This window comes from Mucilaginibacter paludis DSM 18603, assembly GCF_000166195.2.
In the GTDB taxonomy this organism is placed as follows: domain Bacteria; phylum Bacteroidota; class Bacteroidia; order Sphingobacteriales; family Sphingobacteriaceae; genus Mucilaginibacter; species Mucilaginibacter paludis.
The window spans coordinates 1,805,369-1,832,240 of record NZ_CM001403.1 but is presented as its reverse complement, the minus strand read 5'-3'; the positions used below and the strand labels follow the sequence as shown (position 1 = coordinate 1,832,240).

The window sequence follows — 26,872 nt, the reverse complement described above, 5'->3', positions numbered from 1 at the left end:
TTTGGTAAATGGTGTCTGTAGTAAGATAAACAGTTATCTGCCCGCAGATAACTATGTGTTTCTGAGAAATAACAAAGTTTTATTGTTTACGGGCAGCCCGTTCCCAGGCGGCGCTTTGTGTTTTTTTGAAATACCGGATGATACCTGCTAAAACAGCATAATTCATGATACAAAAGTAATAGGGGATAAACAGCACCTTTACTCTGAGTTCACGTTTCTCTAATATCCATCCTAATATCGCCATTACGTAAAATAAAATTTGCGCTACTAATAAAAGCTGGTAAAAAACAATTCCTTGTGCTGCTAAGGCGATATTTAAAATAAATGAAAGGATAAGCAGGAAAGGAGTAACCGTCCAGCGCAGTACCCGGTGGCTAATGTATTGAAATGATAGCAGCGGGAAGTTAAATGGATTTAAAAACTCTTTTAAACGCAAAATGGATTGAATACCCCCAGCCGCAATACGTACTTTTCTTTTCAGCTCTTCGGATACGTTGGCTGATGATGTTTCTGTTGCATAAGCGGCAGGCTCGTAAACAATGCGGTAGCCTTGTTTAGCTATAAGCATGGATATCATAAAATCGTCAAGTATAGTATCGTCAAATACAGGCTTGTATAACGCGGTGCGTACGCTGAATAGCTCTCCGGCTGCGCCAACTACCGAATATAATTCAGAATCCCATTTTTTTAGTGCCGACTCATATTTCCAATAAAAGCCTTCGCCGGCGGCGCTTGCATCGGCATTTTTATCAACCTGTACCCGTTTTTCGCCGGCTACGGCACCAACAGTTTGGTCGGCATAGTGCCGGCAGATATTGATGATGGCATCCTCATTTAAAAAAGTATTGGCATCTGTAAAAACGGTAATATCTGTATTTACGTTTTTCATGGCACGATGGATAGCCATTATTTTCCCGCTGCGTTCGGGGGTGTGCATTAATTCGATCTGCGGATATGCGCTGATTATATCCGGTGTACGATCATCGGAACCATCGGTAATGAACAAGAATTTCAGTTTGCCTTCGGGGTATTTTAATTGCAACGTATTGATGATCTTCTCAGGCATAAAATGCTCTTCATTATAAGCCGCAACTACCAGGGTACAGGTAGGCAACAGGGCGGTGTTAACCTGCATCTCCCGCGGTTTGCCCTTTACCATCCGCTTAATCCGGATAATAACGTACAGCAATATACCATATCCTACAAAAGTATAAACAACTATAAAAAGGCTAAGCCACAAAATTATTTCCATGTGAATGTGTTTAAATAGGATACCCTAACTTTTTGCTGTTTTTTGATTGTGTGATATTCCACCAGATGGCTTTAAAAAGCATGGAGATGAAATTGTAATTTTTTTGTTTTATGTAGTTTAATACGTTACGGGGTACTACCAGCAACATAAAATAGGCGTAAAATACAATAGCTTTGTGTAAGGGCGCATTTCTGCGAATAAACAGGATGCGGTTGCGGTTCATAAAATATTCTTTCAGCGAGCTCCCCTGACCTACAGATACCGATTCTTTATGATAAATTAGGGCATCGGTACAAACCCAGGCCTGGTACCCGGCACGCTTAATATGTTCGTTCCAGTCCATCTCCTCGTAGTATAAAAAGAAATTTTCGGTCATCGGGCCAGCTTTTTCAACGGCCTCTTTTCGCAGCATCATGGCTGCCCCGTGGCAAAATCCTGTTGGTGCGGTGATATGATCATACTGTCCATTGTCTTTTTCAAACTGGCCCAGGCATTTATTGCGACAGGTATAATAATCCATCGGTGTAAAGCCTATGTATTGTAAAGTATCCGGAAATTGGAAATACTTAATTTTAGGTGAAATTATACCTATTTCCGGGTTTTTATCCAATGCATCAACCAGGGTTTGTACCAAACCTTCGGTAAACTCGGTATCATTATTCACTAAAAAAAAGTAATCGCCGGTGGCCGCTTTAACGCCTAAATTATTACCGCCGGCAAAACCCAGATTGGCCTCCGACCGGATATAGGTAACATCGGGATAACTACTTTTCCAGCGGCTTATCTCGTTGGTTTTACTGCCATTGTCTACTACAATAATTTCCAGATTGGTATAGGTATTAGTTTTAGCAATGGAGGCCAGTAAAGCCTCGGTAACTAAGGGCTGGTTAAAGTTTACAGTAATTACCGAAATTTTTTTCATGTATTCAATTATAGGCTAAAGGAGGATTTGTTGAAGTTAAGTTTTTTGAAATTAATCACTAAAGGGTTATATTAAAGTTTGTTATCCAGGTAATCCATGATTTCTGGTTGGCTATCCATATCAAATTTCCGGGCATACAAACAATCGGAATTTAACAGTTTCGGCGCATCATCCATGGTCAGGGTTTTAGGGCTGGCCTTATTTTCCGACCAATCGGTATACCTGTAATTGCAATTAATTATTTGATCTTTAAATGGCGAGTTATATAAAATAGTTTGAATCGCAATTTCGTCTGGAGCCCATGTGAGCCTGAAAAAACGGGCTACCCCAGTGTGTTTATGCAGATAATCAATTACGTATTGGGCGCTGTCTGTACTGAGGGTTAGCCATTGCGAGCGGCCGGCATAGGTTAACGCGTTTGGCGCTTTTCTATTCGGCAAAATTTTATTCAAAAAGGTTTGTAAGAGATAATATCCTGGAAAATTAAAATCCGTAAGGTGATATTGAGTAACCCTTGTTTTGTTGCTTTGCCACCATTCCGAATCTTCGGTAAGGTATTCCATAAAAATATAGTCGGGGCGGTCGTCAAAAAACTGGTGTATTTGCGCTACGCTTTTAATGGGGTAGTCGTTTCCGCTTAACAGATTGATATATTGATAGCCTTTTTTATTAGCCAGTATCTCTTGGAAGCTATTAAGCGTTGCTTGGACTATGCTGTACGACCCCCAGTATACTTTTTGTCTTTTTTTGATGAAGTGAACCTGCGGTAACTTAACAATAGCTAAAAAAGGTTCAATCGCCGCCTTCAAGTCCAGATGAATATAGATATCCGCATCAGGATGATTCAGCCTGTTAACTAACCTGGCTAATTGAGCAGGATTATTGTGCGCCAATATCAAATGGGCAATCTTCATCTTCAGGTTTTATTACAGTGGTTTAATCAGTATCAATAAAAGGGACTGGCGCGTAAATGTGCTGGTTTTTAGCTTTTACTTTTGCCGGTGATGTATTCGGCCATGCCGCCGGTATTTCTTTTAAACCGGTTAGTAAACGCCGCCCAGACGCCGCCATCTAATAGTAAGCGCCTTGGCGAGGTGAAAACGCGGGCTCTTTCATCGCGTACAAGCTTTAATCTGCCTTTCTTTTTCAGGTTTAGAGCCATCGTGCCATCCTCAGATTCTTCAGTAAAGTATTCGCTGCCTGCTGCATTATCAAATTTACGTTCTTTTCCAACTTTAAATCCACCGGTTGTTCTGCCAATTTCGGTAACAAAGCCCATCGTAAACCCTAACGTATTCATGTACTCGCGGTTTCTTTTTCTAATCTGCACCATAATCCCGGTAAATCGCTCATACAGCCACAAGCCAAGACGGCCCTGGCCTTCGGGTGGGATAAAGGCGTAACGACCATATACGCCCGTTATGCCAGGATCTTTCATCATGGGTTTCACCATAATATCAATCCATTTAGGCGGATAAAATGTATCCGAATCGGCACATAAATGATATTTCCCTTTAGCCATTTCAAGGCCACACTGGCGCGCATGCGCTATGCCTTGCTTAATTTCAAAATAGCTGCGTACGCCAAGTTCGTCCAATACCTGTTGGGTGCGGTCGGTCGAATTATTATTAATTACAACAATCTCCACTTTCAAGTCAGTTTCGGCTGAAGCGAGCGAAGAGAGCGCGTGGAAGATGTTGTTCTCCTCGTTCCAGGCGGGGATAACCACCGATACATCGGGCTGATCATCTTTAAATCTGCTCAGTCTTTTTTTTAGGTCGGCTAATTCGGCCTCAGAAAGATCAGCAAAATTTTTACCAGTAAACAGGTGCTTATTTAGCCACTTTGGAACGCTGAATGAAAACATATTTAAAAATTAACAGGGTTATCTAATTAAACAAAAGCTAAACTCGGTCCCAGGTATTTGATGAAAAATTATATTTTTTAACAACTTTAGCGGGATTGCCCACGGCTACCGAATAGTCGGGTATGTTTTTGGTAACCACGCTGCCGCCGCCAATAACTACATGCTTACCTAACGTTACGCCTGCTGTTATCACACTGTTGCCGCCTATCCATACATTATCGCCAATAATAATTGGGGATGTGTTTACTTTTTGGATGCTTGGCGGCAGGGTAACATCTTCGTACCCATGGTTTAAACCGGATACAATGATGTTTTGGGCAAACATAACATCGTTGCCAATAGTAACAGGGCCTATAATTACATTGCTGATGCCTATAATCGTTCTATCGCCTATCAACACATCGCCAACACCATTATTGATAGTCGAAAAATCTTCAATAACTGATTTTTCGCCTAACTCAAACCGGTTATACGGAAATACATCCAGTCGGGTTCGGTGCCTGATGAGAGACTTTTTACCTCTTTTGTGTTTAAATGGATTGATAAACATTTTAACCCATAAGCGAGGTTTATGCTGACCGGGAGGGATAAGTAACCACAAAGCTATTTTTTTAAATAGCGGGTTCGATTTTATTTTTTCGGTTACAGACATAGCAGCTTATTTAAAGGTGTTAATGGCACGGTAAATTTCGGCAACGTTGTTTTCCCAGGTGTGTGATGCAGCAAATTGCTTGCGTTTATTTTGCAGGTGGGCATCATCTTCATCCAAGGCTTTTTGAATCAGGCTAACATATTCTTCTTTATCTTTCCCCAGGTAAACATGATCGATAAAAATATCCATAGCCCTGGTGGTGGTGGCTACAACAGGTTTGCCCATAGCCAGGTATTCATCAATTTTACGGGGATAGTTGCCTATCGTAATTTGATTAACTAATTGCGGGTTAATAGATACGTTGAACATGTTAATATATGCTGGCAGTAAGGATGAATCTTTTGATCCCAGAAAGTGAATATTACCAATGCCGTGCAGTTTACTCGCTTTAAATTCGTTGTCCTCGGGCCCCACCAATACAACGCTCCAATCTGGTCGTTTTATAGCGATATATTCTAAAATATCCATGTCGAGGCGGCTGCTTTGCAATGCACCTACATAGCCAATTATCGGGTTTCTAATCAGCTTAATATCATCGGGTATGGCAAAACCATCCACGTTGTTAAATAAGCTCAGATCACAACCCTGGCCAACGTAGTATGATTTAGGATTGTAGTGTGAGCAATAATCGGCCAGGTAAGTTGAGTTGGCCATGCATAAATCGCTTTTGGCTATTAATTTTGGCTCGAGTGTAGCCCCATGTTTTTTCCAGTAATCAACACCGAGCAAATAATCGCGAGAGTAATAAATGCTTACATCGGGTGCTAAAAAGTCTTTAAGGTAAAAGCTTCTAAACATATCCGAATCGTTGAATAAGATATAATTTTTAAAACCTAATTCGTGGATAGCTTTTTTTATGGAGTTAGCAAAGCGCTTGTTATTGATGCGGTTAAAAAAATTAAAAATCGCGGTGAATGGCATCCAGTTAATGGATGCTATAGTTTTATCAGGGTAGTAACTCCATAAATTGGGGGCAACCTGTTCAAGTCCGTTTTGCTTTTGCTGAATTACGGCTAAGCGTTTTTGAATTTTAGGATCTTCTTTATTGGTTAAAAGTGTTTTAAGATCTAACGGAGAATTTACATATAACACGCGATTATGTTTACTAAACTCCGCTGCAATATTTTTACAATTGCTTCCAATTTCTGTATCCCAGGCCTGCTGGCCAACCACAATAATATCTCTGCCTGAAATTAGCGTATCCTTCATTTTGGAGCAGTTAAAAGATTTTTTTCACGATCCAGCCGGGTAGTAATATTGATTAAAGCTATGGCAAAAAAGAAAATGATGTTCGATGGGAATTGCGCGATAGCTTCCTGCGGATAATTACCAATATTGTATATAAATATAACCAGCGTCATGGCCAGGCAATAGGTTTTAAGTTCAGGGTCTTTAATTAGGTAATAGCTGTTAATGCCCGTTCGTATGGCTACAAAAACTAAGGTACAAAGTATAATGATACCGATGGTGCCCAGCTCTACCGCCACACGCACATACCCACTATCGGGCGGAAAGTTGGCAAGCATTGAGCCTGGAGCAAAGCGCTGGCCCCATGCTCCTGTTGCTCCCAAACCCCCTCCTAAAGGGTGTGTACGGATAAAAGGCTTGATACGTGCCTGGTTGTTTTTGCGGGCCCTGAATGAGGGGTCATCATTAGGTCGGAATGCGGTTTGAAACCTCCGGATTGTGCCGTTGGAGGTAGGGATAAAAATGAGAATGGCAAAAAATATTCCGCCTATAATGGCAAATATCAACACCTTTTTATTGTAATTTAAAACTGCAAACAAGATTAAAGCTGCCGGCAATAAAGGGAAGGCGCCCCTGGTACCCGAGTACAGCATAGTGAACATAAAAAATGATGCCATGGCGCCTAAAATCCATTTTTTATAGGTTTTTATTGGGCCAAATATTAAAGCTATACACAAACAGCTTGCTGCCACCATGTTGTAAGCGAAAGAAACCGGATCGGCAAATATGGAAAACTTGCGCATGTGGCCATCCTGAAAAAGTAATTCCACACGGTTGGAGTCAGAATAAAGCCAATTTTTTTCAAACTCAAAAAAACCAAAAAATTCCTGGTGAAAGGTATCAAGCGCGGCAATCAAGGCTAAAAAAAGCCATATTTTAAACATCAGCCTGATAAATGCCACATCGCGGATCTGATAAACAAAAATAAAATACGTTAGTATGATGATGGCTGTGCTGCGTATGGTATATATCCAGGCTAAAACAGAAACAGAAGAAGGGTTTGCAATTTCAGAAAAATTGTAAAGTATCCAAATCAGGATGAGCATCGACAGTCGATCGTTAAATACCTTCCAATTAGGTTCTATTTTCTGCTTCAAGAAGAAGCCGATGATTAACAAGTATTCCAGTAGATCCAAAAGTGTTCCCAGCGGAAAATTGATATTCATTTTTGCCGGAATAAATAACAAGTAGGCCGAAATGAAAAGCGTTGCGATACCAAATTTGGGATATACAATTACACCGCAAACAATAACAATGCCCAACAATGCAACGATAAACAGGATACCCATGGCTACGCCGCCTTTAACGACGCTGAATGAAATGAACAGCGACGTGATCAACAAAAAGGCAATAACAGACGGTTTTGAAAATTTATTCCGCAGAATATCCTTCCAAACGCCACCCTTACGTGTTTGGGCCGTGTTGCCTTTAGGCGGTTCTATATAGCCGGCATCATGGTGCATGTTAAAATACTATTTTAAAGAACCATACAAACACGGCCACAAAAGCAAGCACAACGGCAACTTTTCGTCCTTTTTTTTGAGTGCTGGTTAAGTCTTTAAAAGGGTCTTCTTTTACTTTTATAATAGGGTCAATTCTCATTTCTGTTGGTTTAAATCGTCAATATGAGTATCAACATAATGCTTGGTTGCCACGTTGTTTTTTAACGAACCGAATATTTTAAACAACGATAACACCTGCAAAAACATAAATTTAGGAATATTAACCAGCGATTGGTAGATTTTTTTGTCGGTATGTGATTTGGCGAGAGCTAAAAGGAAGCCGCCAACAAAAATAAACAAACTTAGCACCCATATGGCGGTTATTAAAAACTGGCCGGTAACCAGGTTAATCAATGTAAACAGTACCGACAGGATTAAAAACATAAATAATGGCGGGCGCACTAATACCATCCCGAATAAAACCTGGTTTAAACTGAACCTGATTATTCCGTTACCCAATATTTTAAATCCAAATTTAAAGTACTTAAACCAGGTATTGATCCATCGGGAACGTTGACTAACCAATTGGTCTGAGCGGGAAGTTTTCTCATCATAAACAACAGCGTCCATGGTAAAAGCAATACGCTCGTTACGGTCAACAATAGCTGCCTGCAAAACTTTGTCAAAGCCCGCCCCGGTTATGTCCAAATGTTCCAGGCATTCCTTGTAAAGGGATGTGGTAAACGCCATGCCCGATCCGGCCAACGTAGCTGATGAGCCAGCACCAAAAAGCACCTTTCCATCATAAAAATGATAGTAAATATCCCGGGCTGCATCAAGGCATGCAAAGGTGGTATCTAAGTTTTTAGCTTCACGTATACCTTGCACAGCCTTAAAGCCTTTATCAAACCAAATATTCAGTTGGTTTAAATAATCGGGTTCAACCAAATTATCGCTGTCTATAATGGTTAAGCATTCGTGCGGGCGGATAAAACGATTGATGGCATAAAAATGCGAGCGCGTATTGCTGGCCAGGGTTTCTTCGGGTCGTAGTAAAATAACCCTTGGGTCGGCAAAGTCAAGCTTACTTATATCGCATTTATCGGCCACAATATAAATAGTATAGTTGCTGTAGTTCAATAACAATAATGATTTAACAACAGCAGGCAGTGTATGCGTTTGCTCGTAAGCAGTTACAATAATAGCATAATCCCGTTCTGCCGCACCTTGTACCACATTAACTTTATCCTGTTTGGTTTTTACTATACTGTAAAACAGAAACAAAATAAGCGGGAACACCAGGTTAAAGCCTATTATAACCTGAATGATGATCCATATAATAGCTATAAAAGGTTGGCGGTTCATTGGTTTAAATTAAAAAGGTTTACTACGCGTTCTACTTGTCGTCTAACGGTACTCTGTTAAATATCCAGCCTCCAAATTTTGGCCCGAGGGTTTTAAAATATTTAATCGCGGCATTTTTGGTTTCATTCATGCTTTGGTTAGCCTCAAATACAACAATGGTTTTATCAGCAAATAGCAGCCACTCTTTGGCCTTATTCATCTTGCTCATATCCTGAACTTCTACAATAATGATATCGTACAGGGCCTTTAGCTCAATAAACTTCTGTTCAATAGCTTTTTCGCCATCAATCTCCAACAGCGTAATATCGTTCCCCCGGTTTCCTATCACATGCACGTCGTTAGTAATGGCCTGGTTATTATCCGGGCTTTCTTTAAAATACTCTTCAATAAACAACTGTGGTTTTATCGTTGTGCTGATACTTGGGTTACTAAAATTGCCGTCAATTAGCAATACTTTTTTATTGATAATGGAGTAGGAGTAAGCCAGGCTTACAGCTAAAAGCGTTTTTCCTTCGCCTTCACCCAAACTTGTTATTGCTAATAATTTATGATCGTTTAGTTCCTGATCAATTTCAAACCGGATGGATCGCAACTGGTCTTTAAACTGCTGCATCTTGTTCTTGTTATCGGTATCCCATAATTTCCTCAAATCAAGAATTGATCCCGTAATTACGTTGAGGTATCCTAAAACAGGAAGGCCCGATACGCTGGCCAATGTGCGTGGGTGTTTAATTGTACTATCAAGGTAAAATAAAACAAATAGCACAAGCAGGCAAAATACCTCGCTAATTACACCGGCGGCAATGGTGAGTATCATTTTTTTGGAGCTTTGGGGCCCGCCGGGCATAGCCAGATCAACCTGCCGTAACTTTACAGAAAAGTTTGACAGCACGGATGCCTGGTTATATTTAGCCAGCAAATCAAGATATTCTTTACTATCTATGTCGATGCTACTTTCCATCGATTGGATTACGGCCTCGTGGGGCACCAATTGGTCAAGCTCACCTTTTAACCGGCCAATCTCCTTTTCAAGCGTATTCAAACTGAATTTTGCAAGGTCGTAAGTTACTTCGAGGTTTAGCTTTTGTGCTCTCAAGCTGCTTTTTGTTGAGAGTGGGCTATCGCCTGATTGATCGGCCGACTGATTGATTTCGTTTGTCAGTATGTTTTGTACCGAGTCTATCTTTAATTTGTAATAATTATTATAGTTGCTCTTGATCCAGGCATCTGTGTACGATTTTAAAATATCCTTGTCGGCCGCAATCTTAGTGTTTATTTTGCTCGAAACATTTTCAAAATACCCACCTCTTTTTCCAGATGTTTTAAATTTACTATCGATGCTTTTGATGGCCCCGTCGTTGGCGGCGATGTCTTTTTCGGCTTGTTGCTTACGCCCCTCAAAGTCAGATATCTGAGCGTACAGGCTTGATGCCTGGTCCTTGATATTTAAAATGTGATTCTTGATTTTATAGCGTTTTAACGAATCGGTTTTTTTATCAATGGAGAGTTTCTTTTTTTGAAGCAAGCTATCCAGGGCATGAATTGACTTTAATTGATTACCCTTTTCGGTATCGGTATGATAGCTTATAAATTCTTTGGCCAGTGTATTTAACACAAAGGCCGAAAGCTGTGGATTTTCTGACTCAAAATCCACATGAATAAAGTCGCTGTTCTCCCATCGGTAAATTCCCAATTTTGCTTGTATAGAGCCTGCATCATAACGCATGGAGTTTATCAGGGAATTTAATCCGTTTTGGTCCTTGTCCCACAACATCAAAGCACCATGGGTATTGTACATTTTGGTGTAAACCTCGATAGCATGCGCCCGGGCATTGGCATTTAAATCCCTAAATAATTTGCTGGGCTTGCGAAAGGGTAAATCGCTGGTCAGGTCGTGCAGAATAAGTTGGTAAGATACCTGGTTTACTATCGTGTTCAACTTGATAGTTGCAATTACGTTGGCAAATTCCATGAATATTTGCGACTCCTGCGCCGTTTGGTCTTCGGGGAGTTTTTGCGATTGGTCAACTATTCCGGTTGCTATCTGCGTTTGCGAAACATAGCTATCGGGTAAATTACGAACGAAGTAATAGGTTACCATGATGGTGATCAGTGGAATGACCATCATCACAATTCGGTAGCGTTTTAACAGTTTAAAAAAATCAGATGCTTCCATTTATTTTACTTCTTCTAATTTTTTTCCTATAATCTCTTCAAGCGCTACCTTGGCATTTAAAACGGCAACCTCGGCATCAATTTTTAGTTGATTAATATCAGAGAACGAAGTTGTAGCCTTGGTGTAATTTTCTATTGTCTCATCTCCTTTCTCAAAATCGCGTCTGCTTTGCTCAAGCAATGAGCCTATGTCCTGCGCGGTTTTGGTTCGTAACCTCAACGATGCTATTTGTTGTATATAGGTTAGGTAGAGTTTAGTAACTTCCGTTTCAATATTGCCGTTAAAAGCTTGCTGCTCAAGCAATGCAATGTTATAGTTTGCTTTGGCCACTTTAGTATTAAAGGGGTTTTTAATAAAACTTCCTACGTTTACGCTAACCGAAACCTGGTAACCTGAAAAAAGGCTCGGGTTGCTTGTGCCGGAGCCGCTGGTAGTGGTACTTGTAGAGGTTAAGCTTAATGTGTTTTTAGGACTGTAAACGTACGAAAGTGATAAACCATCAAACCATGCCGATTTTGAACCATTGTAGTTTATTTTGGCCGCATTAACCTGCTCTTGCTTTATCTTTATTTGTGGATAATATTCTTTAGCAGCTGCAATTAACTTTTGTAAAAATGGATAAGAAATGTCGTTCATGATACTCTCCTGCGCAAAACCTTGTGCAGCAGGAAGTAAGAACAGAATGACACCTATTGTAAAAATGAAATTCCTTTTCATGTAGCAAATTAAACTTTTTCTTTTTGGAACAATGCCGGAAATGTTCCTAAAAGAATCTTTAAGTCGAGCCAGAAAGAATAATTTTGAGCATAAAAGTTGTCTAATTTTTTCCTTTCCCGCTCAGACATGTCTTCTTTTCCGCGTTTACTTACCTGCCACAAGCCGGTTAGTCCGGCAGGACCCAGAAAACGCATTGACCATTCGTTGGATGTCAGCATCTCTGCTTCGTATAAAGGCAACGGGCGGTTTCCAACTAACGACATATCACCTTTTAAAATATTGAATAATTGGGGAAGCTCGTCAAGACTGGTGTTACGTATAAAATTACCAACCTTAGTAACGCGTGGGTCGTTCTTTATTTTGACAAAGGCAGCTTTGGTACTTCCTTCCTCTTCGGCGCTGTACTGGTTAAGGCTTGATAGCTGGGCCAGGGTTTGATCGGCATCGGTGCGCATGGATCTGAATTTGTAAAAATCAAATACCAGATACCCCGTTCCTACACGTTTGCTTTTGTAGATGATGGGGCCTTTTGATTCCAGTTTAACCATAATGGCAACCAATAGCATAATAGGCGATGCTAAAATAAGAGCTATGCCCGATGATACAATATCAAACAAACGTTTGCTCAACGGCATCTTATATTCAACATCAACCTGGTTTAGCAATTCGGACAGCTTGGGCCTGATCAGTTTAAATTTAATTAAAAAATTCAGACGTTCGCGCAAATAATCAACGGGCAGCGGGTAGGTATATAAATCATTTACCTTGAGTTTCATCGCCTTTGCTTTCCAGTGTTTGTTTGGAGTTTTGGCAAGTAGTACAATCAACAAGCCGTGGAGCATCGGATTTTTTTTGATCTTTTCAACCAGGGTAAAACAATATTCGTCCTCATCTATCTCCATTAATAAAATATCGGGGAGCGTTAATATGGACTGCTCTGCCAAGTAGTCTTCAAAGGCGCTGTAGGTAACCAGGTGCTTAATAAAAAAATGCTGACGTAGTTGGTCAACCAGCCTGTCCTCGGCAGTTGAGCTAACATAGGCAACTTTATTTTGCGCCTGATTAGAATTTTCCCAATTAGTTGGTGTATTCTGTGGAGTCATATATATTTAATACCTGTGTTATGGCTGTTTTTAAAGCGGCTGGGTTAAATGGCTTTTTCAGGTGCGCATTTATTGTAAAAGGCATTTCTGCAACCAATTCGTTCAGGTTATCAGCGCCCGATAGTACAATAATGGGTGTGTCTTTATAAAAACCACTTATTTTTAAATTACGAACAAAAGTAAGACCATCAATATAAGGCATCTGCAAATCTGATATAACCAGCCCTGGATCGTTTCCCTCTTCCAGCCAGCTTAAAGCTTCTAAACCGCTGTTCTTCACAACTAAGTCGTAATCTTTCGATAAAATAAAGTTTAAAAGCTTTAAAATACTCAAATCATCATCAACAATAAGTATTTGTGTTTTCATTCAATTTCGAAGTTTTTAAATAATGTGTGCCATATATTATTAAAGCAATGGATTCTTATCGATATCACCATCAAGAAGCACCCCAATAAAAATCAATTAAACATAGTTAATTAAAACTGTTTAACCAATGTTTATATGGCATACTTTGTACCAAAGTAACAAGCTTACTTAATTTAATTGAAAACGTCAAATTTTAACAATAAGGAACAAATATTTCCTCGATATTATTAGCTGTGGAAGTATTCATCGTCCCCATATGATAAAAATTGTGCATTTACTTGCTCAAAGTGTGGAGTTTATTAATGTTCCATGTTTTGGTAATTTCCTATAATTTGATCTTAAACTTGCCAAACCCAATTTTCTTCTTCGATTTAATTAAATAAAAGTCATTGTACGATAAATATTAAAATGGGTTACATCTATTTATTATAGTTCGGCCGGATTTTAGTTGATGAAAAATACTAAATTTAAAGTGCCTAATTAACTGAACTTTTACCGTTAAACGCATCCCATTTATATGGATAACGATATTAATAAATTCATTCTCGATGACGCTGAAGTGGGGTTTTGGGATCATGATATTCAGAACGATACCGGTTATTTGAGTGATGCGTACAAAATAATGTTTGGATATGAGCCGCACGAACTCGGCAATTCAGCCCTGGTATGGCAACAAATTGTACATCCGGAAGACAAGCAAGCTATCTTAGATAATTTAAATGCCCATATTGATAGCCTTGGTAAACAGGCCTATCAGGGCGAAGCGAGGTATATACATAAAAATGGTTCGACGGTGTGGGTGAAATATGCCGGGCGTGTAACAGATTGGGATGAGAAGGGTCGTCCGGTAAGGATGGTTGGGAGTAATATTGACATTACAAAACAAAAGCTTGCCGAACTTGAATTAGTGCAAACTCAAAACTTGCTTCACGAAACCAGCCGTATGGCCGGTATTGGCAGCTGGGAGTTAAATCTGATTAACAAAAAGCTTACCTGGTCAAAAGGGGTAAGAGAAATATTTGAGGTGTCTGATGATTTTGAACCCCAGTTTAACCTGCAGCCAGATGACGGATTTGCATTCTTCAATGGAGAGGCAACCAATCTCAAGTTAGTGAACGCCTTGCGCAATGCTATAACTAATGGCGTACCCTATGATGTGGAATTAAAGGTAACTACCGCTAAAGGCAAAGATGTATGGACACGAGCCATCGGTTATCCTGATTTCAGGAACGGCAGATGTGAAAGGGTATATGGTATACTTCAAAATATTGATAACCAGGTTAAAATAAAGGAGGAGCTACAAATAAGCGAAGATCGTTTCAGGGGCGCATTTGAATACTCGCCTATCGGCATGGCGCTGGTATCGTTAACCGGCAAGTGGCTAAAGGTGAATAAAAATATTAGCGAATTACTGGGTTATACCCCGGATGAATTGGTGTTGAAAACATTCCAGGAGATAACCCACCCGGATGATGTTGACCGGGATCTGGAGTTGCTTAACCTGTTATTGGCAGACGAGATTGAGAGTTACCATCTGGAGAAAAGATATTTTCATAAGTCAGGAGATACCGTTTGGGCCCTGCTTAATGTATCGCTGGTAAAGGATATGGTTGGAAAGCCACTTTATTTTGTGTCGCAAATAATAGATATTACCGAGCGCAAGTATACAGAGCTGGCTTTAAAAGACAGTGAAGCGAAATACCGTAAAATTTTTGAAAACGTGCAGGACGTTTTTTATCAAACCGATTTTAGAGGTATTATTACCGAGGTTAGCCCCTCAATTGAAAAATATTCGGGCTATAAAAGAGAGGAAGTTGTTGGCCGCTCGGTAGGCGATTTTTACCAGCATCACGACGATTATGTGGAGTTGCTTGCCGGGGTAATGATCCATGGCAGGGTTACTGATTTTAACGCCCTTTTAAAAACTTCTGATAAGCCCATGCATATCTCAATCAATGCTCAGGTTATACGAAATGCAGATGGCGCAGTTGAGGGGTTTGAGGGCAGCATGCGGAATGTTAATGAGCGTAAAAAGGCCGAAGAGGCGCTGGTAGAAAGGGACGCATTGTTTACCAAATTATCCAATGAGGTACCCGGGGGCATTTATCAGTTCAGGTTTTTTCCGGATGGACATTCTTGTTTTCCATTTTCAAGTAAAGGCATGGCCGACTTATTTGAGATTGATCTGGAAGCGGCTAAAAGCGATGGTTGGGTGGTTTTTGAGCAATTGCTTCCCGAAGATCGGAAAGAGTTAATGGAATCGATTGCGCAATCATTTCATCATCTAACTAAATGGGAGCACGAGGCCCGCATCAACACGCCCTCAAAAGGTGTCCGTTGGATTAAAGGTATGGCGCGCCCGGAGTTGTTAAGCGATAGTAGCGTAATATGGCATGGCTATATTACCGATGTTACCGAACAGAAAGTAAAAGAACAGCAATTACGGGAAACTTTTGACTTAGTATCAGAACAAAACAACAGGCTAATCAATTTCGCTTATATCATATCACATAACCTGCGTACCCACTCCGGTAATTTTGAAATGCTGGTTAATTTGATATTTGATGCCGAAAACGAGTCGGAGCAAAACGAATTGCTTCAACATCTTAAAAAGGTATCACTACAGCTTAGCGAAACCATTATGCATTTAAACGATGTAGTATCTATACAAACCAGCATTAACCATCAGCGCAGGAAAATTAATTTGTTTAATTATATAGAAAAAACGCGCGATGTGTTGGCCGTTAATCAGGGTCATAAAAATGTCGAACTTAACAACCGTGTTTCTCCGCTGTTAGAAATCGACTATAATCCGGCTTATATTGAGAGCATCTTGTTTAACTTTTTATCTAATGGTATTAAATACAAACACCCTCAACGCAAAGCGGTCATAGAAATTAAAGCCTATCGCGAAGGAACGCATGTTGTTTTAGAGATAAGCGATAATGGACTGGGTATTGATTTGGAAAAAAATGGGGATAAATTATTTGGCATGTATCGCACGTTTCATGATAATGCGGATTCAAAGGGGATAGGCTTGTTTATTACGAAAAACCAGGTTGAGGCCATGGGTGGTAAAATTGATGTTAGTAGCGAGGTTAATGTTGGTACCACATTTAAGGTATACCTCAGTTAAATTAACTCGATAGGCGGCAGGGCTTTACTCGTTGTAATGGTAAGCTCAACTCCCCGTCTGTATATTATAAGGTGTGATGTTTTGGAAAAATAACGCAAGCAACCAACAATACCCGTGGCAAAGCATTTTTTACAGGTATGATGTAAGGAATTGCATTTTAATAAAATTGCAGTGCGAACATTTGTTACAATTGTTTGTTGACATCGGCAAACAGGGACAATGCAGCGGTTAACTAATTATTAACAATGATGATACATAACATAAGTAAACTATAGCTATAATTGCATGTCAAAAAGTGTATCCGCCAGGGTACTATACAAACCATAATAACAGCGGAATTATAAAATAACATGAGCACTATTAGTATCGTCAAAGGTGCTGAGCGTCCAGATTTAATCAAAGAAGAAACACTTGCTGTTTTATTCAGAGAATCGGCGCAGAAGTTTGCGGATAAAACCGCATTGATCTTTGAAAATCAAACATTAACCTACGCAGAACTTAACCACTGGAGTGATGCTGTTGCTGTACAATTAGCAAACCAGGGCATCAAACGTGGCAATAACATAGGCATATGGTGGAAACGTGGGCTCGAGCTTCACGTAGCCATTTTAGGGATTATTAAAGCGGGGGCAGCCTACGTGCCTATAGACCGGGATATGCCTGCAGAGCGCGTAGAAACCGTTTTGTTTGAGGTAGGAGCGGATGCTTGCTTTAGTATGGAGCCCCTTAATGTGGAGTGTCCCATATTGACCATTGCCGCCAGGCCAGCCCTTAACGAAATATTTAAATTGCCCGAGGGGCCGCAGCCCGATGACTGCGCGTATGTATTATACACATCCGGAAGTACCGGTAAGCCCAAGGGTATCCCCATAGGGCACCGGCAAATATGCCAATTGGTGCGTGCCGAGCAAACTGTATTGCATATTGAGCCTACCGATAAGGTTTACCAGGGCTTTTCGGTATCTTTTGATATGTGGTGCGAGGAAACCTGGGTAAGCTACTTTGCCGGGGCTACCATTTGGGTGGCAGATAATACCACATCAAAAGCAATTGATGAGCTTGGTGATGTATTACGCGATCAGAAGATAACTATTTTACATGCCGTGCCGAGTTTGCTGGCCGTAATGGAAGATAATAACCCCGAGTTGCGTTTGATAAACGCCGGGGGTGAGGCCTGCACACCGCAGGTACTCGCCCGGTGGGCCAAACCAAACCGGAAGTTTTTTAATAGCTACGGCCCTACCGAAACCACGGTTAGCGCCACATTTGCTGCGCTAAAGTTTGGCGATTTGATTACCATCGGCGATCCTTTGCCTAACTATAACCTGGCTGTGGTTGATGAGCAGTTAAACCCTTTACCACGCGGGGAACGTGGTGAACTGGTGATAAGCGGCCCGGGTTTATCAAAGGGATATGTCAAATTGCCGCAACTTACCCAGGAGAAATTTATAGCCAAACCTGCCGCTTTAGTTGATTTGCCGGGCGACAGGATATACCGAACCGGTGACGCTGCTATTATTAACGAGGATAGCACTATTGATATACAGGGGCGTTTTGATGATCAGATTAAACTACGGGGCTTTCGCATCGAATTAGGCGAAATTGAAGTTAAGCTGAACGGCCTGGCTGGCGTTATATCCGCCGCAGTGGCGGTTAAAAAGGATAGTAATGATCAGGACCAGCTGGTAGGATATGTGGTAACGGAGGATAATACCTGTATCGAGGAAAGCCTGCTTCGTTCGGAGTTGGCTAAAGTACTGCCATCGTACATGGTGCCCGGCACTATTATGGCCCTGCCCGAGATGCCGCGTATGCCAAGTGGTAAAATTAACCGCAAAGCATTGCCGGTTCCGGATATTTTAACCGCCCAACTGGCGGATGGACTGGTGGAAACGCTTGATCTGAATGCTCCTGTGAGAGACCGCTTTCTGGCCATACTAAACAAAATTTTCCCTAATAAAACCATCGACCTGTCGATGGACTTTTTTACCGATCTGGGTGGGCACTCTTTATTAGCCGCCGCCCTGGTTTCCCGTTTAAGGCGAGACGCGGCATTGCCGCAGGCATCGTTAAAGGATATTTATCTGCACCGCCCATTAAGTAAATTGGTTGAAACCTGGGAAACGGAAGTTAAAACAGAGAAAAAGGAACGTACGTATCACCAGGCGTCGGCCTTGAAGCATTTTTTATGCGGCGTGGCCCAAACCATCTCATTAGGTATTATTTACGGCTTGTTCTCGGTAGAGATATTTGCCCCCTACCTCGGGTATTATTATGTAGAACAGGAAACAGGTAATATCGGTTATGCCGTTTTAATGGCTATTGGCCTGTTCTGCATTATTCCGCCGTTGTTTACCGCGTTAACCATTGCAAGCAAGTGGTTAATGCTGGGCAAAATGAAAGAAGGTGATTATCCCTTGTGGGGAAGTTATTACTTCCGCTGGTGGTTTGTTAAAACCATGCAACGCCTGGTGCCGGTACAGTTTTTAAATGGTACGCCGCTATATCCTAAATTTTTGCGACTGCTGGGGGTAACTGTGGCGGCTGATGCGCAATTGAGCTCCTTAACTATTGGCGCCGAAGATTTGGTGACGATAGGCAGCGATGTAAGCATCAGCTCGCAAGTAGTGCTGAATAACGCTTTTGTAGAAGATGGCATGCTAAAGCTTAGATCAATCCACATCGGCGATCATGCCTATATCGGCAGCAGTGCGGTTATATCAGGCGGTGCCGTTATGGAGGAGTGGAGCGAATTACAGGATTTGAGCCACCTGCCTGCCGGTAAAACCATTAAGCCGGGCGAAGTATGGCATGGCAGCCCGGCTCAGTTCAAGGAAAAGAAGGATATAGCCGATCTGCCTCAACCATTGCCTGTATCAGCCTCAACCCGCCGTAAGTACGCATTTATCTTTATGCTTGTGGTATTTGCTTTCCCTTTCATTATTTTATTGCCGCTTATACCAACTATTATAGCGGTTAATAAACTGGATAATGCCGCGCCCGATTATGATTTTACCTATTTGTGGTTAGTGCCCGTGTTTGCAGCGGTATACATCGTATTATTTGCCGCTGAAACCATACTCCTAACCCGGATTTTGCAACACGATATAAAGCCGGGCAAGTACCCCATCTACAGCCTGTTTTATGTACGCAAATGGATGGCAGATCAGTTGATGTCGTTATGCCTAATTGTATTGCATCCAATTTTTGCCAGTGTGTATGTATCCACCTTTTTTAGATTGCTGGGTGCTAAAATAGGGAAGAACACAGAGGTATCCACCGCCAGCAGTGTTACACACCCGCTACTGGAAATTGGCGACGAAGCCTTTATAGCCGATGCTGTTACACTGGGCGAAGCCGATGTGCGCGGGCAGCAATTGATATTGGAAAAAACGATTATCAATAGCAGTAGCTTTGTGGGCAATAGTGCGCTTATCCCGCAAGGGTACGAGTTGCCCGGCAATATGCTGGTAGGTGTTTTATCTACCCCGCCAAGTGCGCAGCAACTGGCAGACGAAACTGCCCGGGATTGGTTTGGATCGCCGGCTATAGCTATGCCACGAAGGCAGGAGAGTAATCCTTATCCAAGTGAATTGACTACCCATCCTAAAAAACGGAGGAGGCTTGCCCGCGGCACCGTGGAATTTATCCGCATTATACTGCCCGAAAGCGCCATTATTTGCTTTACGGTATTATTTATAGCCTATGCTCACGATTTGGTGGTTGACGAGCCTTTATGGAAGATAGTTGTGCTTTTCCCGGTTTATTACTTGTGTTACATGGGTATACCGGCATTTTTACTCACCTTGATTTTGAAGTGGGTTTTTATAGGTAAATATACTGCACGCCAAAAGCCTATGTGGACCTGGCTGGTTTGGCGCAGCGAAGCCATAACATCAACATACGAAGCGCTGGCGGTTCCGTTTCTGTTAGAGTTTTTAAAGGGCACTCCTTTACTTCCCTTCTTTTTGCGCTTAATGGGTGTAAAAATTGGAAAAAGAGCATGGCTTAACACAACCGATTTTACCGAGCACGATATGATAACCCTCGGTGATGATGTTGCTTTAAACGACGATTGCGGACCCCAAACCCACTTGTTTGAAGACAGGGTAATGAAGATAGGCCCGGTTAAAATAGGATCGCGCAGCAGCATAGGCGTACGCTCAATTATTTTATACGATAGCGATATTGCCAGCGATTGTAATATTGATGCCTTATCGTTAGTAATGAAAGGCGAGACACTTTCGCCTTCCACAGATTGGATTGGGAGCCCTGTAAAACCGGCTTAACCAATCTGCAAATGAGTAAGTCTGCAAATGTGCGGATGAGTAAATTTGAAGATGTTCAGAATTAATGGGGGGCTAATGTGCACCTTCGTATAAGAGGCTGAATGAATAAAATTCGATAAGGTGATATGCCAATGTGCAAAATGTACATTGGCATTTTATTTATTTACAATAATGCTTAAGTTACATTCGTTTTAAATCAGGCGGAGAAAAACTCCAAAGTATTTGTTAACTTTATCATATTCAAAATAGATACCCATGGCAAAAGCATCAAAAAAAAGCCCTTTTTTAAAAGCCGCTCAAAAAGGCGAAGTGCAGAATAACACAGGCAAGGGCGGTCCGGTTAGTTCTAAGGCTAACTTTACCATGAAATCTAATCCCGCAAGGAAGAAGGGATAAGGAGTTAGTGGTTATCGTGTTACTAAATTACGGAGGATTTACAGATTGTTATTTCTTTAGGTAATGGATGTGATGTGATTTTGATAGCCGTATTACTCTCAAACTACTGTACCTCCACAAATATCGGCGTTTCGGTAACATACATATCAAATTTGCCGTTTGTGGTTGCTTCCGGGGTTGATCCCATTGTACTCTTACCTATTTGCAGGTTATGAACCAGAGCTGTTTTAGCCTTGCCTAAATCGAGCATAAAATGGCCGGTTCTTCCTTTTTCGTCAGGTATCATCAACACAAACATTTTTTTATCGCCCAATTGGTATACATCCACTAAAGGATCCTGGCTAATGGTGGCTTTATATTCATAGTTGCCCATCAGTTTAGTAACTTGTAAAGCATAGTCGGCAGCGGGGCGGCGCTCCAGGGTTTTACCATCAGCCAATCCTGAAGTACTGTATTGAACAGCGCTGCCGTTGTCATCAAATAATTGATAATAAAAAGCCCTCTTAATGCCGTGGCGGTTGTATAACAACGCCGCGCGCAACAGCCAGTCGCCTTGTGTTTCAACAGCTGTTCTTTCGTTGCCTATAGCTATGGCCCTTTGCGGACTGCCGGGGTTAATGTCGTAACAGGTTTCGGTTATCCACACCGGTGGGTGTTGTTTCAGGCTATTAGATAGGCTAACAAAACCATCGGCTGTTTCGCCGGCTTCGCTTAATTCAGGCGCTATGCCCCGGGTGGCCTGGCCATTTGCATGTTCCTTATGGTCGTTAGGGGCAAAGTGATAGTTAATCACATCAAAACAAAGATCGATGCTGCCATCAGGTTTATAACCCCGGTTTTTTTTGCACCACTCAACCATATCTTTCACAAACTGAACGTTGGCTGATGCCAGGCCTGTCATCACCACCTGCATATTGGGGTCGGCATTTTTTACACCCACACCTTTGCCTAATTTACCTTTATCACCGTCGTAAAAAGCCGATAGGTTGGCTGCGTATTCGCTTCCGTTTTGTTGCGCCCTTTTACCCTTCCACCATTTATCGCGTTCGTTATCACACTCAATATATTTAACCAGGCCCATGCCAATTTGGGGTTGATTTACCTGGTCGCCGGTCCAGCGTGGTTTGCTGTCCACTTTAACCAAAGCGGGGTCTACCTTTTTATTGTAGCCGTACCTTGCCGCAAACTGGAAACCTGCTTTGGCCTGTAAAATGTACGATGCCGGATCCGAGTGGCTAAGGCTATATGGAGCCGGAACGTTTTCGTTATCGCGCTCGCCGGGCGGATAGGTGTTTACCAGCCATTGCGGGCAGGTTTTAAGGCATACCAGAACCTCAATCCCGTTTTTTTTACACCCTTCATAAATAGCGTCAAAGTTCCAGCCGCCGTCGTGCGTCGGGTTAAAAGTATAATTCCCCTGTGTAGCCTCTATTTTACTCCAGTCCATATAATGCCGTACACCTGTAAAGCTTTTAATCACATCCATTTTGGGGTCGTAAATATGGCTTACATCGTTGATGTTAAATGGATTATTCAAAAAGTTCCATTCGTAACAGTTAATGCCAAACATATTTTTGATGGCATTGGGTTTTACAGGGTACTTGCCCGCTTGATCAACAGTAGTATGACTGGGTGATGAGATACAACCAGTTAAGGTTTTTATAGCAGCACCAGCTAAAACTATAAATAAAAGGACTGATAAAAATTTCTTCATTTAAGTAGATATCAATAACTGCAGGCTTAATTAAATTACAAATTACGAAACGGGCAGCAATGTTTTCTCCGCGCGTTTATTTTGCACATAACGTTTGCCCCAATTCATAAAATACAGTTCGAAATAGTTATAGCTGATATAGCTTAATACCAAGGTAAGGCTCACGGTTAATAATATCAATACGGGTGCAGTGGTATGTACAAACCTTAACAGCGCCGCAAAAATTACCTGGTGCAGCAGATAGATCGAGTAGCTGCATTCGGCCAGAAAATTCAATATCGCCTTCATAAATCCGGGTAAAAATCCAAAATCGCAATTGTAAAACAGGTAGCATACTATAATGGTGAGCAAGCTTAGTACAATACGTGTGTAACCAACCACCAGGTGGATAGGTTCGCCGCTTACGGGGAAATAAGCAAATAGCAGCACAAATGCAATAATAAATAAGGGGAGGTAGCTCTTTAATTTTACAAGTTTGGGGGCAAAGGTGCCGAACAGGATGCCGATAGCGAAAAATATAAACTGATCAAACGAGTTTGCATATTTATCCCATTGATGACCAAGTGTTTCGGTTGGGTTGAGCCCTTTAAACGTATAGTAAAAAAACGGTAACGAAATAAAAAGGATAGCCACGTAAAAAAACCTGACGTTTTTAACAATGAGCCATACCAGGAGGGGGAATAAAAGATAAAAAAGTATTTCGTTACCGATAGACCATGCCCCGCCAACAATAAAAGTGCTGGGTTTAAAAGATCCATAAAATACTGTAACGTTGCTAAGTAGTTTTTTAACGGGCGGCCATCCCCGGTTTGATTCTATCAGGATTTGCAGAATAGTGGCCAGCCATAACAAAGGTATAACCCTTACAGCCCTTTTAAAATAAAATTCGCCGATACTCGATTTGGTAAACTCAAGTTTGCCAAGGTAAACAATACTCAATGTTAGCCCGCTGATAACATAAAATATGGCAACACCATATATTTTTACCTTTGCCAGGATGGATGATGAATCCGCTTCGCCAAAATTAAATAGATACATATGGTAACACACAATGCCACATGCCGCCAAGCCTCTTAAATAGTCTATAGAGTTGTTTCGTTTTATTTGATTGGTATTTACAGACATTACTCTCCCGGTGTGTTTTATGGTAGCTAAATTATTAGTCGGCTTGCAATTGAAGTGCCGTTTAGGTACCTGTTTTTTGCTAAATATTCAATTTTGCTTTAAATATACGTTTTGAGCTTTACACTTCGGTTTCAACAAAAGCCTTTGGCTAAATAAATTGGGCTACTTAAAAATGCAGCCATTTAAATATTTATGCTTCCCGGGCAATATAATTACGGTTTTTATTAATTTCTCGTCAATTTTGCCTTCAGGAAAAATAGATTATTATGCACCAGGTAACAAAAAAAGAGCGCTCGCTTTTAGCGGATAAGCTAAAGGCAACCCGTAATTTTTTAACACATTTTATTAACGTAGCCATGATCCGCCCCGAACTGAGTTCGTCGTCTATTCAAAACGGGAACGATCTTCTACACTATTTGCAACAAATTCCCGACGTTTTGCCTAAGGGATTTGGCTTTAACGTGATCATTAAAATTTACAATTACGCTAAGGATAGCGGCCTGGATAGCGAGCCCGGCGTGTATTGGATGGCCTGGCAGGCCGAACTGAATAATAACGTTTTAGCTTACTGTACCCACACTCATACCATTGATAGCGAAAGGCGAAGAGAAAAGAAAGCGGCGTATGAATACAAATTTAAAGTGTGGAATGATGGCGAATGTATAGACGAGGATGTTCCGCATAATTTTGAAAATTACGAAGTACCTTTTTTGCATAACGCTGCCAATGTGATGGATTTTAGATCGAGAGGCTCATGGCTTAGCGCTGATATCACTTTTGAGAAAGGAGGCGACGTTTGATTGCATAACGTTTACACATCTTATCATTGTTCTTTATAACTTTGCCCCCCTTGAATGATTATTGTAAATGAAGATAGCTATCAATGGTTTCGGCAGAATTGGCCGCGTATTTTTAAGATTGATATTGCAAAATACCAATGTAGACGTTGTAGCCATTAACGATTTAACAGATACCGCCACGCTTGCGCATTTGTTTAAGTATGATTCTGTTCACAGGGGGTTTAAAGGCGGCGAGGTTAGCTTTGATGCTGAAAATCTGATTATCAATGGCAAGCCTATCCGGGTTTTTGCCGAAAAGGATCCGTTGCAATTGCCTTGGAAATCGCTTAATATTGATCTTGTTATTGAGTCTACCGGCAAATTTGTATCGCGCGAAGGCGCATCACAACATCTTGCAGCCGGGGCAAAGCAGGTAATTATTTCGGCACCTTCCACAAGTAAAGATGTGCCATCGGTAGTTTTAGGAGTAAACGATGGTGATATGGATCTGCATTCTCCCATCCTCTCTAACGCTTCCTGTACAACAAACAATGTGGCTACCATGGTAAAAGTGCTCGATGATAACTGGGGTATTATCGATGGCTATATCACCACGGTACACTCCATGACCGGCGATCAGAACCTGCACGATGCTCCGCATAAGGACTTACGACGTGCCAGGGCTGCATCGGCGTCAATTATTCCAACATCAACCGGGGCTGCAAAGGCCATTACCAATATATTTCCGCATTTGCTTGGCCGTTTGGGTGGGGCCGGCATCAGGGTGCCGGTATTAAACGGATCGTTAACCGATTTTACCTGCAGTTTAAAGCAAACTCCTACCGTACGGCAAATTAACGAAGCATTTAAAAAAGCGTCGCAAAACGGGATGAAAGAGGTACTGGAATATACCGAAGACCCTATAGTTTCTGTTGATATTCTGGATAATCCGCATAGCTGTATATTTGATGCTCAATTAACATCAGTAGTGGGCGGCCTGGTAAAAGTAGTGGGTTGGTATGATAACGAGATGGGATACTCCAGCCGTTTATCCGATTTAGTTGAAAAAATACGTTTACTATCATGATCAAATTTATTAGTGCCGATGATGTGCTGGATATACGTAACCTGGTGTTACGTGAAGGCAGGTTACGGCCCGAAGAATGCCGTTTCCCTTCGGATGAAGTTGCAGGTGCGTTTCACCTCGGCTATTTTGATCAGGATGAATTGGTGTGCGTGGCCTCCTTTCATCAACAAATTTACGCGGCTTATCAAGGTAAAGCCTATCAATTGCGTGGTATGGCTACGTTAGAGAGCCATCGCGGTAAAAGTATAGGCAACCAATTGCTTAATTTCGCTATCGTTTACCTGCGTGGGCAAAAAGCCAATTACATTTGGTGTAATGCCCGATTAAAAGCCTTGAAATTTTACCAGAATACCGGGTTCGAAATTATTTCTGATCAGTTTGAGATCGCCGGTATCGGCCCTCATTATGTGCTGTATTTAAAAATTCAATAGTAATTATCAAAGCTTGGTGGGGTGTGCTTAATTACCCATATTGGGGAATAATTTACTCGGCTATATAAGTTAAATTCGTTTTATCCGAATAGGCCGCTGAGTTACCGCTACTGAAAACATAATAAGCCGAAAAGCCTATTGTGTCTTTAGCACTTAGTAAATATTGATATTCATTGGTAGCATCGGTACCCCCGGTATAGGTTTTAGTAAATACCAACGTTCTGGTAAACGATATTTTAGTCATAGATATGTTACTGATCAGGGTATCTGTTTTTGATTTGATAGCCAGATTGTTCAAATTGCTCTCCCTGTAATTAGTGGTGGTGCTTCCATCTTTGTTAACAGCATAATAATCGAATTTGCGTAACTCAGTGGCGTTAAAATCTTCATCAAATCTAACCGACCACGCCCGCTGCAAACTATCCGACCTTAATAGCAAGGTAATGGCCTCATTATAAGTGAGTGTAAGTGTATTGTTAACCAATTTTGTTTTTACAACCTGGCTTTGAATGTCAAAATTAATAACATTGCTTGATGTAGCTAAGCTGCTTATCCCTTGCCTTGAATCTGTGTTTAATACCTGAACTGTATAAAGCTTTTTACAGCTTGCTAATGTAAAGAGGATGATAGCTAAATATAGAAAAATTTTCATTAATTGTGCCTGTTTCTCGTTTGATATTGCAATATGGATGCCATTTAGGCCCTATGGTTAAAATATTCGTAATCGTAATAATAATTGGGATATACTTTCTGTATATAGTAATTATTTCGGAATTTGGCAGCATTACATTTTCACTTTTAAAA

Annotated in this window: 22 protein-coding genes; 6 read left to right on the top strand and 16 right to left on the bottom strand. The window is 41.2% G+C overall.

Annotated features, from left to right (window positions below; genetic code table 11):
* Positions 1–79 precede the first annotated feature (79 nt).
* The 13 genes from MUCPA_RS07740 to MUCPA_RS07685 form a co-directional block, all read right to left on the bottom strand.
* Positions 80–1,252: a glycosyltransferase family 2 protein gene (locus MUCPA_RS07740; RefSeq protein ID WP_008505586.1), complete on the bottom strand. Its 1,173-nt coding sequence runs from the start codon at positions 1,250–1,252 to the stop codon at positions 80–82.
* Positions 1,253–1,262: 10 nt separating this feature from the next.
* A complete protein-coding gene (locus MUCPA_RS07735; protein WP_008505583.1) occupies positions 1,263–2,174 on the bottom strand; it encodes a glycosyltransferase family 2 protein in 912 nt (303 codons plus the stop codon).
* 71 nt (positions 2,175–2,245) lie between these two features.
* A complete protein-coding gene (locus tag MUCPA_RS07730) occupies positions 2,246–3,088 on the bottom strand; it encodes a beta-1,6-N-acetylglucosaminyltransferase (protein WP_008505580.1) in 843 nt (280 codons plus the stop codon).
* A 68-nt stretch (positions 3,089–3,156) separates the two neighbouring features.
* Positions 3,157–4,041, bottom strand: coding sequence for a glycosyltransferase family 2 protein (locus MUCPA_RS07725; RefSeq protein WP_008505579.1), 885 nt, complete (start codon positions 4,039–4,041; stop codon positions 3,157–3,159).
* Between the two features lie 37 nt (positions 4,042–4,078).
* Complete coding sequence (locus MUCPA_RS07720) at positions 4,079–4,693, bottom strand: acyltransferase (protein WP_008505578.1); 615 nt, start codon at positions 4,691–4,693, stop codon at positions 4,079–4,081.
* Positions 4,694–4,699: 6 nt separating this feature from the next.
* Complete coding sequence (locus tag MUCPA_RS07715; RefSeq protein WP_008505577.1) at positions 4,700–5,902, bottom strand: glycosyltransferase; 1,203 nt, start codon at positions 5,900–5,902, stop codon at positions 4,700–4,702.
* Positions 5,899–7,404: an O-antigen ligase family protein gene (locus MUCPA_RS07710; RefSeq protein ID WP_008505576.1), complete on the bottom strand. Its 1,506-nt coding sequence runs from the start codon at positions 7,402–7,404 to the stop codon at positions 5,899–5,901. Before MUCPA_RS07710 ends, MUCPA_RS07715 begins: the two co-directional genes overlap by 4 nt.
* Position 7,405: 1 nt before the next feature.
* Complete coding sequence (locus MUCPA_RS38180; protein ID WP_008505575.1) at positions 7,406–7,543, bottom strand: hypothetical protein; 138 nt, start codon at positions 7,541–7,543, stop codon at positions 7,406–7,408.
* Positions 7,540–8,748 carry a glycosyltransferase gene (locus MUCPA_RS07705; RefSeq protein WP_008505574.1) on the bottom strand — a complete coding sequence of 403 codons (1,209 nt, stop codon included), beginning with the start codon at positions 8,746–8,748 and terminating at the stop codon, positions 7,540–7,542. The genes MUCPA_RS38180 and MUCPA_RS07705 overlap by 4 nt, the downstream gene beginning before the upstream one ends.
* Before the next feature lie 31 nt (positions 8,749–8,779).
* Positions 8,780–10,924 carry an exopolysaccharide transport family protein gene (locus tag MUCPA_RS07700; protein WP_008505573.1) on the bottom strand — a complete coding sequence of 715 codons (2,145 nt, stop codon included), beginning with the start codon at positions 10,922–10,924 and terminating at the stop codon, positions 8,780–8,782.
* Positions 10,925–11,641 (bottom strand): TolC family protein, encoded by a 717-nt coding sequence (locus tag MUCPA_RS07695; RefSeq protein ID WP_008505572.1) that lies wholly within the window; start codon positions 11,639–11,641, stop codon positions 10,925–10,927.
* A gap of 8 nt (positions 11,642–11,649) precedes the next feature.
* Positions 11,650–12,744 (bottom strand): sugar transferase, encoded by a 1,095-nt coding sequence (locus MUCPA_RS07690; RefSeq protein ID WP_008505570.1) that lies wholly within the window; start codon positions 12,742–12,744, stop codon positions 11,650–11,652.
* Positions 12,719–13,111: a response regulator gene (locus tag MUCPA_RS07685; RefSeq protein WP_008505568.1), complete on the bottom strand. Its 393-nt coding sequence runs from the start codon at positions 13,109–13,111 to the stop codon at positions 12,719–12,721. The genes MUCPA_RS07690 and MUCPA_RS07685 overlap by 26 nt, the downstream gene beginning before the upstream one ends.
* Before the next feature lie 517 nt (positions 13,112–13,628).
* Here MUCPA_RS07685 and MUCPA_RS07680 point away from each other — a divergent pair.
* From MUCPA_RS07680 to MUCPA_RS37610, 3 genes are all read left to right on the top strand, one after another.
* The gene (locus tag MUCPA_RS07680) at positions 13,629–16,247 is read left to right on the top strand and encodes a PAS domain-containing sensor histidine kinase (protein ID WP_008505567.1); all 2,619 of its coding nucleotides are present in this window, start codon (positions 13,629–13,631) and stop codon (positions 16,245–16,247) included.
* 350 nt (positions 16,248–16,597) lie between these two features.
* Positions 16,598–20,536: a Pls/PosA family non-ribosomal peptide synthetase gene (locus tag MUCPA_RS07675; RefSeq protein ID WP_008505565.1), complete on the top strand. Its 3,939-nt coding sequence runs from the start codon at positions 16,598–16,600 to the stop codon at positions 20,534–20,536.
* A gap of 255 nt (positions 20,537–20,791) precedes the next feature.
* Positions 20,792–20,932, top strand: coding sequence for a hypothetical protein (locus tag MUCPA_RS37610; protein WP_008505564.1), 141 nt, complete (start codon positions 20,792–20,794; stop codon positions 20,930–20,932).
* 103 nt (positions 20,933–21,035) lie between these two features.
* On the opposite strand, the gene MUCPA_RS07670 is transcribed toward MUCPA_RS37610, so the two are convergent.
* Positions 21,036–22,646, bottom strand: a complete 1,611-nt coding sequence (locus tag MUCPA_RS07670; RefSeq protein WP_008505562.1) for an alpha-amylase family protein — start codon at positions 22,644–22,646, stop codon at positions 21,036–21,038.
* Between the two features lie 42 nt (positions 22,647–22,688).
* The gene (locus MUCPA_RS07665; RefSeq protein ID WP_008505560.1) at positions 22,689–23,771 is read right to left on the bottom strand and encodes an acyltransferase family protein; all 1,083 of its coding nucleotides are present in this window, start codon (positions 23,769–23,771) and stop codon (positions 22,689–22,691) included.
* 266 nt (positions 23,772–24,037) lie between these two features.
* Here MUCPA_RS07665 and MUCPA_RS07660 point away from each other — a divergent pair, with 266 nt between their 5' ends.
* The 3 genes from MUCPA_RS07660 to MUCPA_RS07650 all read left to right on the top strand — a co-directional run bounded on the left by MUCPA_RS07660 (position 24,038) and on the right by MUCPA_RS07650 (position 26,068).
* On the top strand, positions 24,038–24,571 hold the full coding sequence (locus tag MUCPA_RS07660) for a hypothetical protein (RefSeq protein ID WP_008505558.1): 534 nt from the start codon (positions 24,038–24,040) through the stop codon (positions 24,569–24,571).
* A gap of 67 nt (positions 24,572–24,638) precedes the next feature.
* A complete protein-coding gene (gene gap, locus MUCPA_RS07655) occupies positions 24,639–25,637 on the top strand; it encodes a type I glyceraldehyde-3-phosphate dehydrogenase (protein ID WP_008505556.1) in 999 nt (332 codons plus the stop codon).
* Positions 25,634–26,068, top strand: coding sequence for a GNAT family N-acetyltransferase (locus MUCPA_RS07650; RefSeq protein ID WP_008505554.1), 435 nt, complete (start codon positions 25,634–25,636; stop codon positions 26,066–26,068). Before gap ends, MUCPA_RS07650 begins: the two co-directional genes overlap by 4 nt.
* A 52-nt stretch (positions 26,069–26,120) precedes the next feature.
* On the opposite strand, the gene MUCPA_RS07645 is transcribed toward MUCPA_RS07650, so the two are convergent.
* Complete coding sequence (locus tag MUCPA_RS07645; protein WP_008505552.1) at positions 26,121–26,720, bottom strand: hypothetical protein; 600 nt, start codon at positions 26,718–26,720, stop codon at positions 26,121–26,123.
* Between the last annotated feature and the right edge of the window lie 152 nt (positions 26,721–26,872).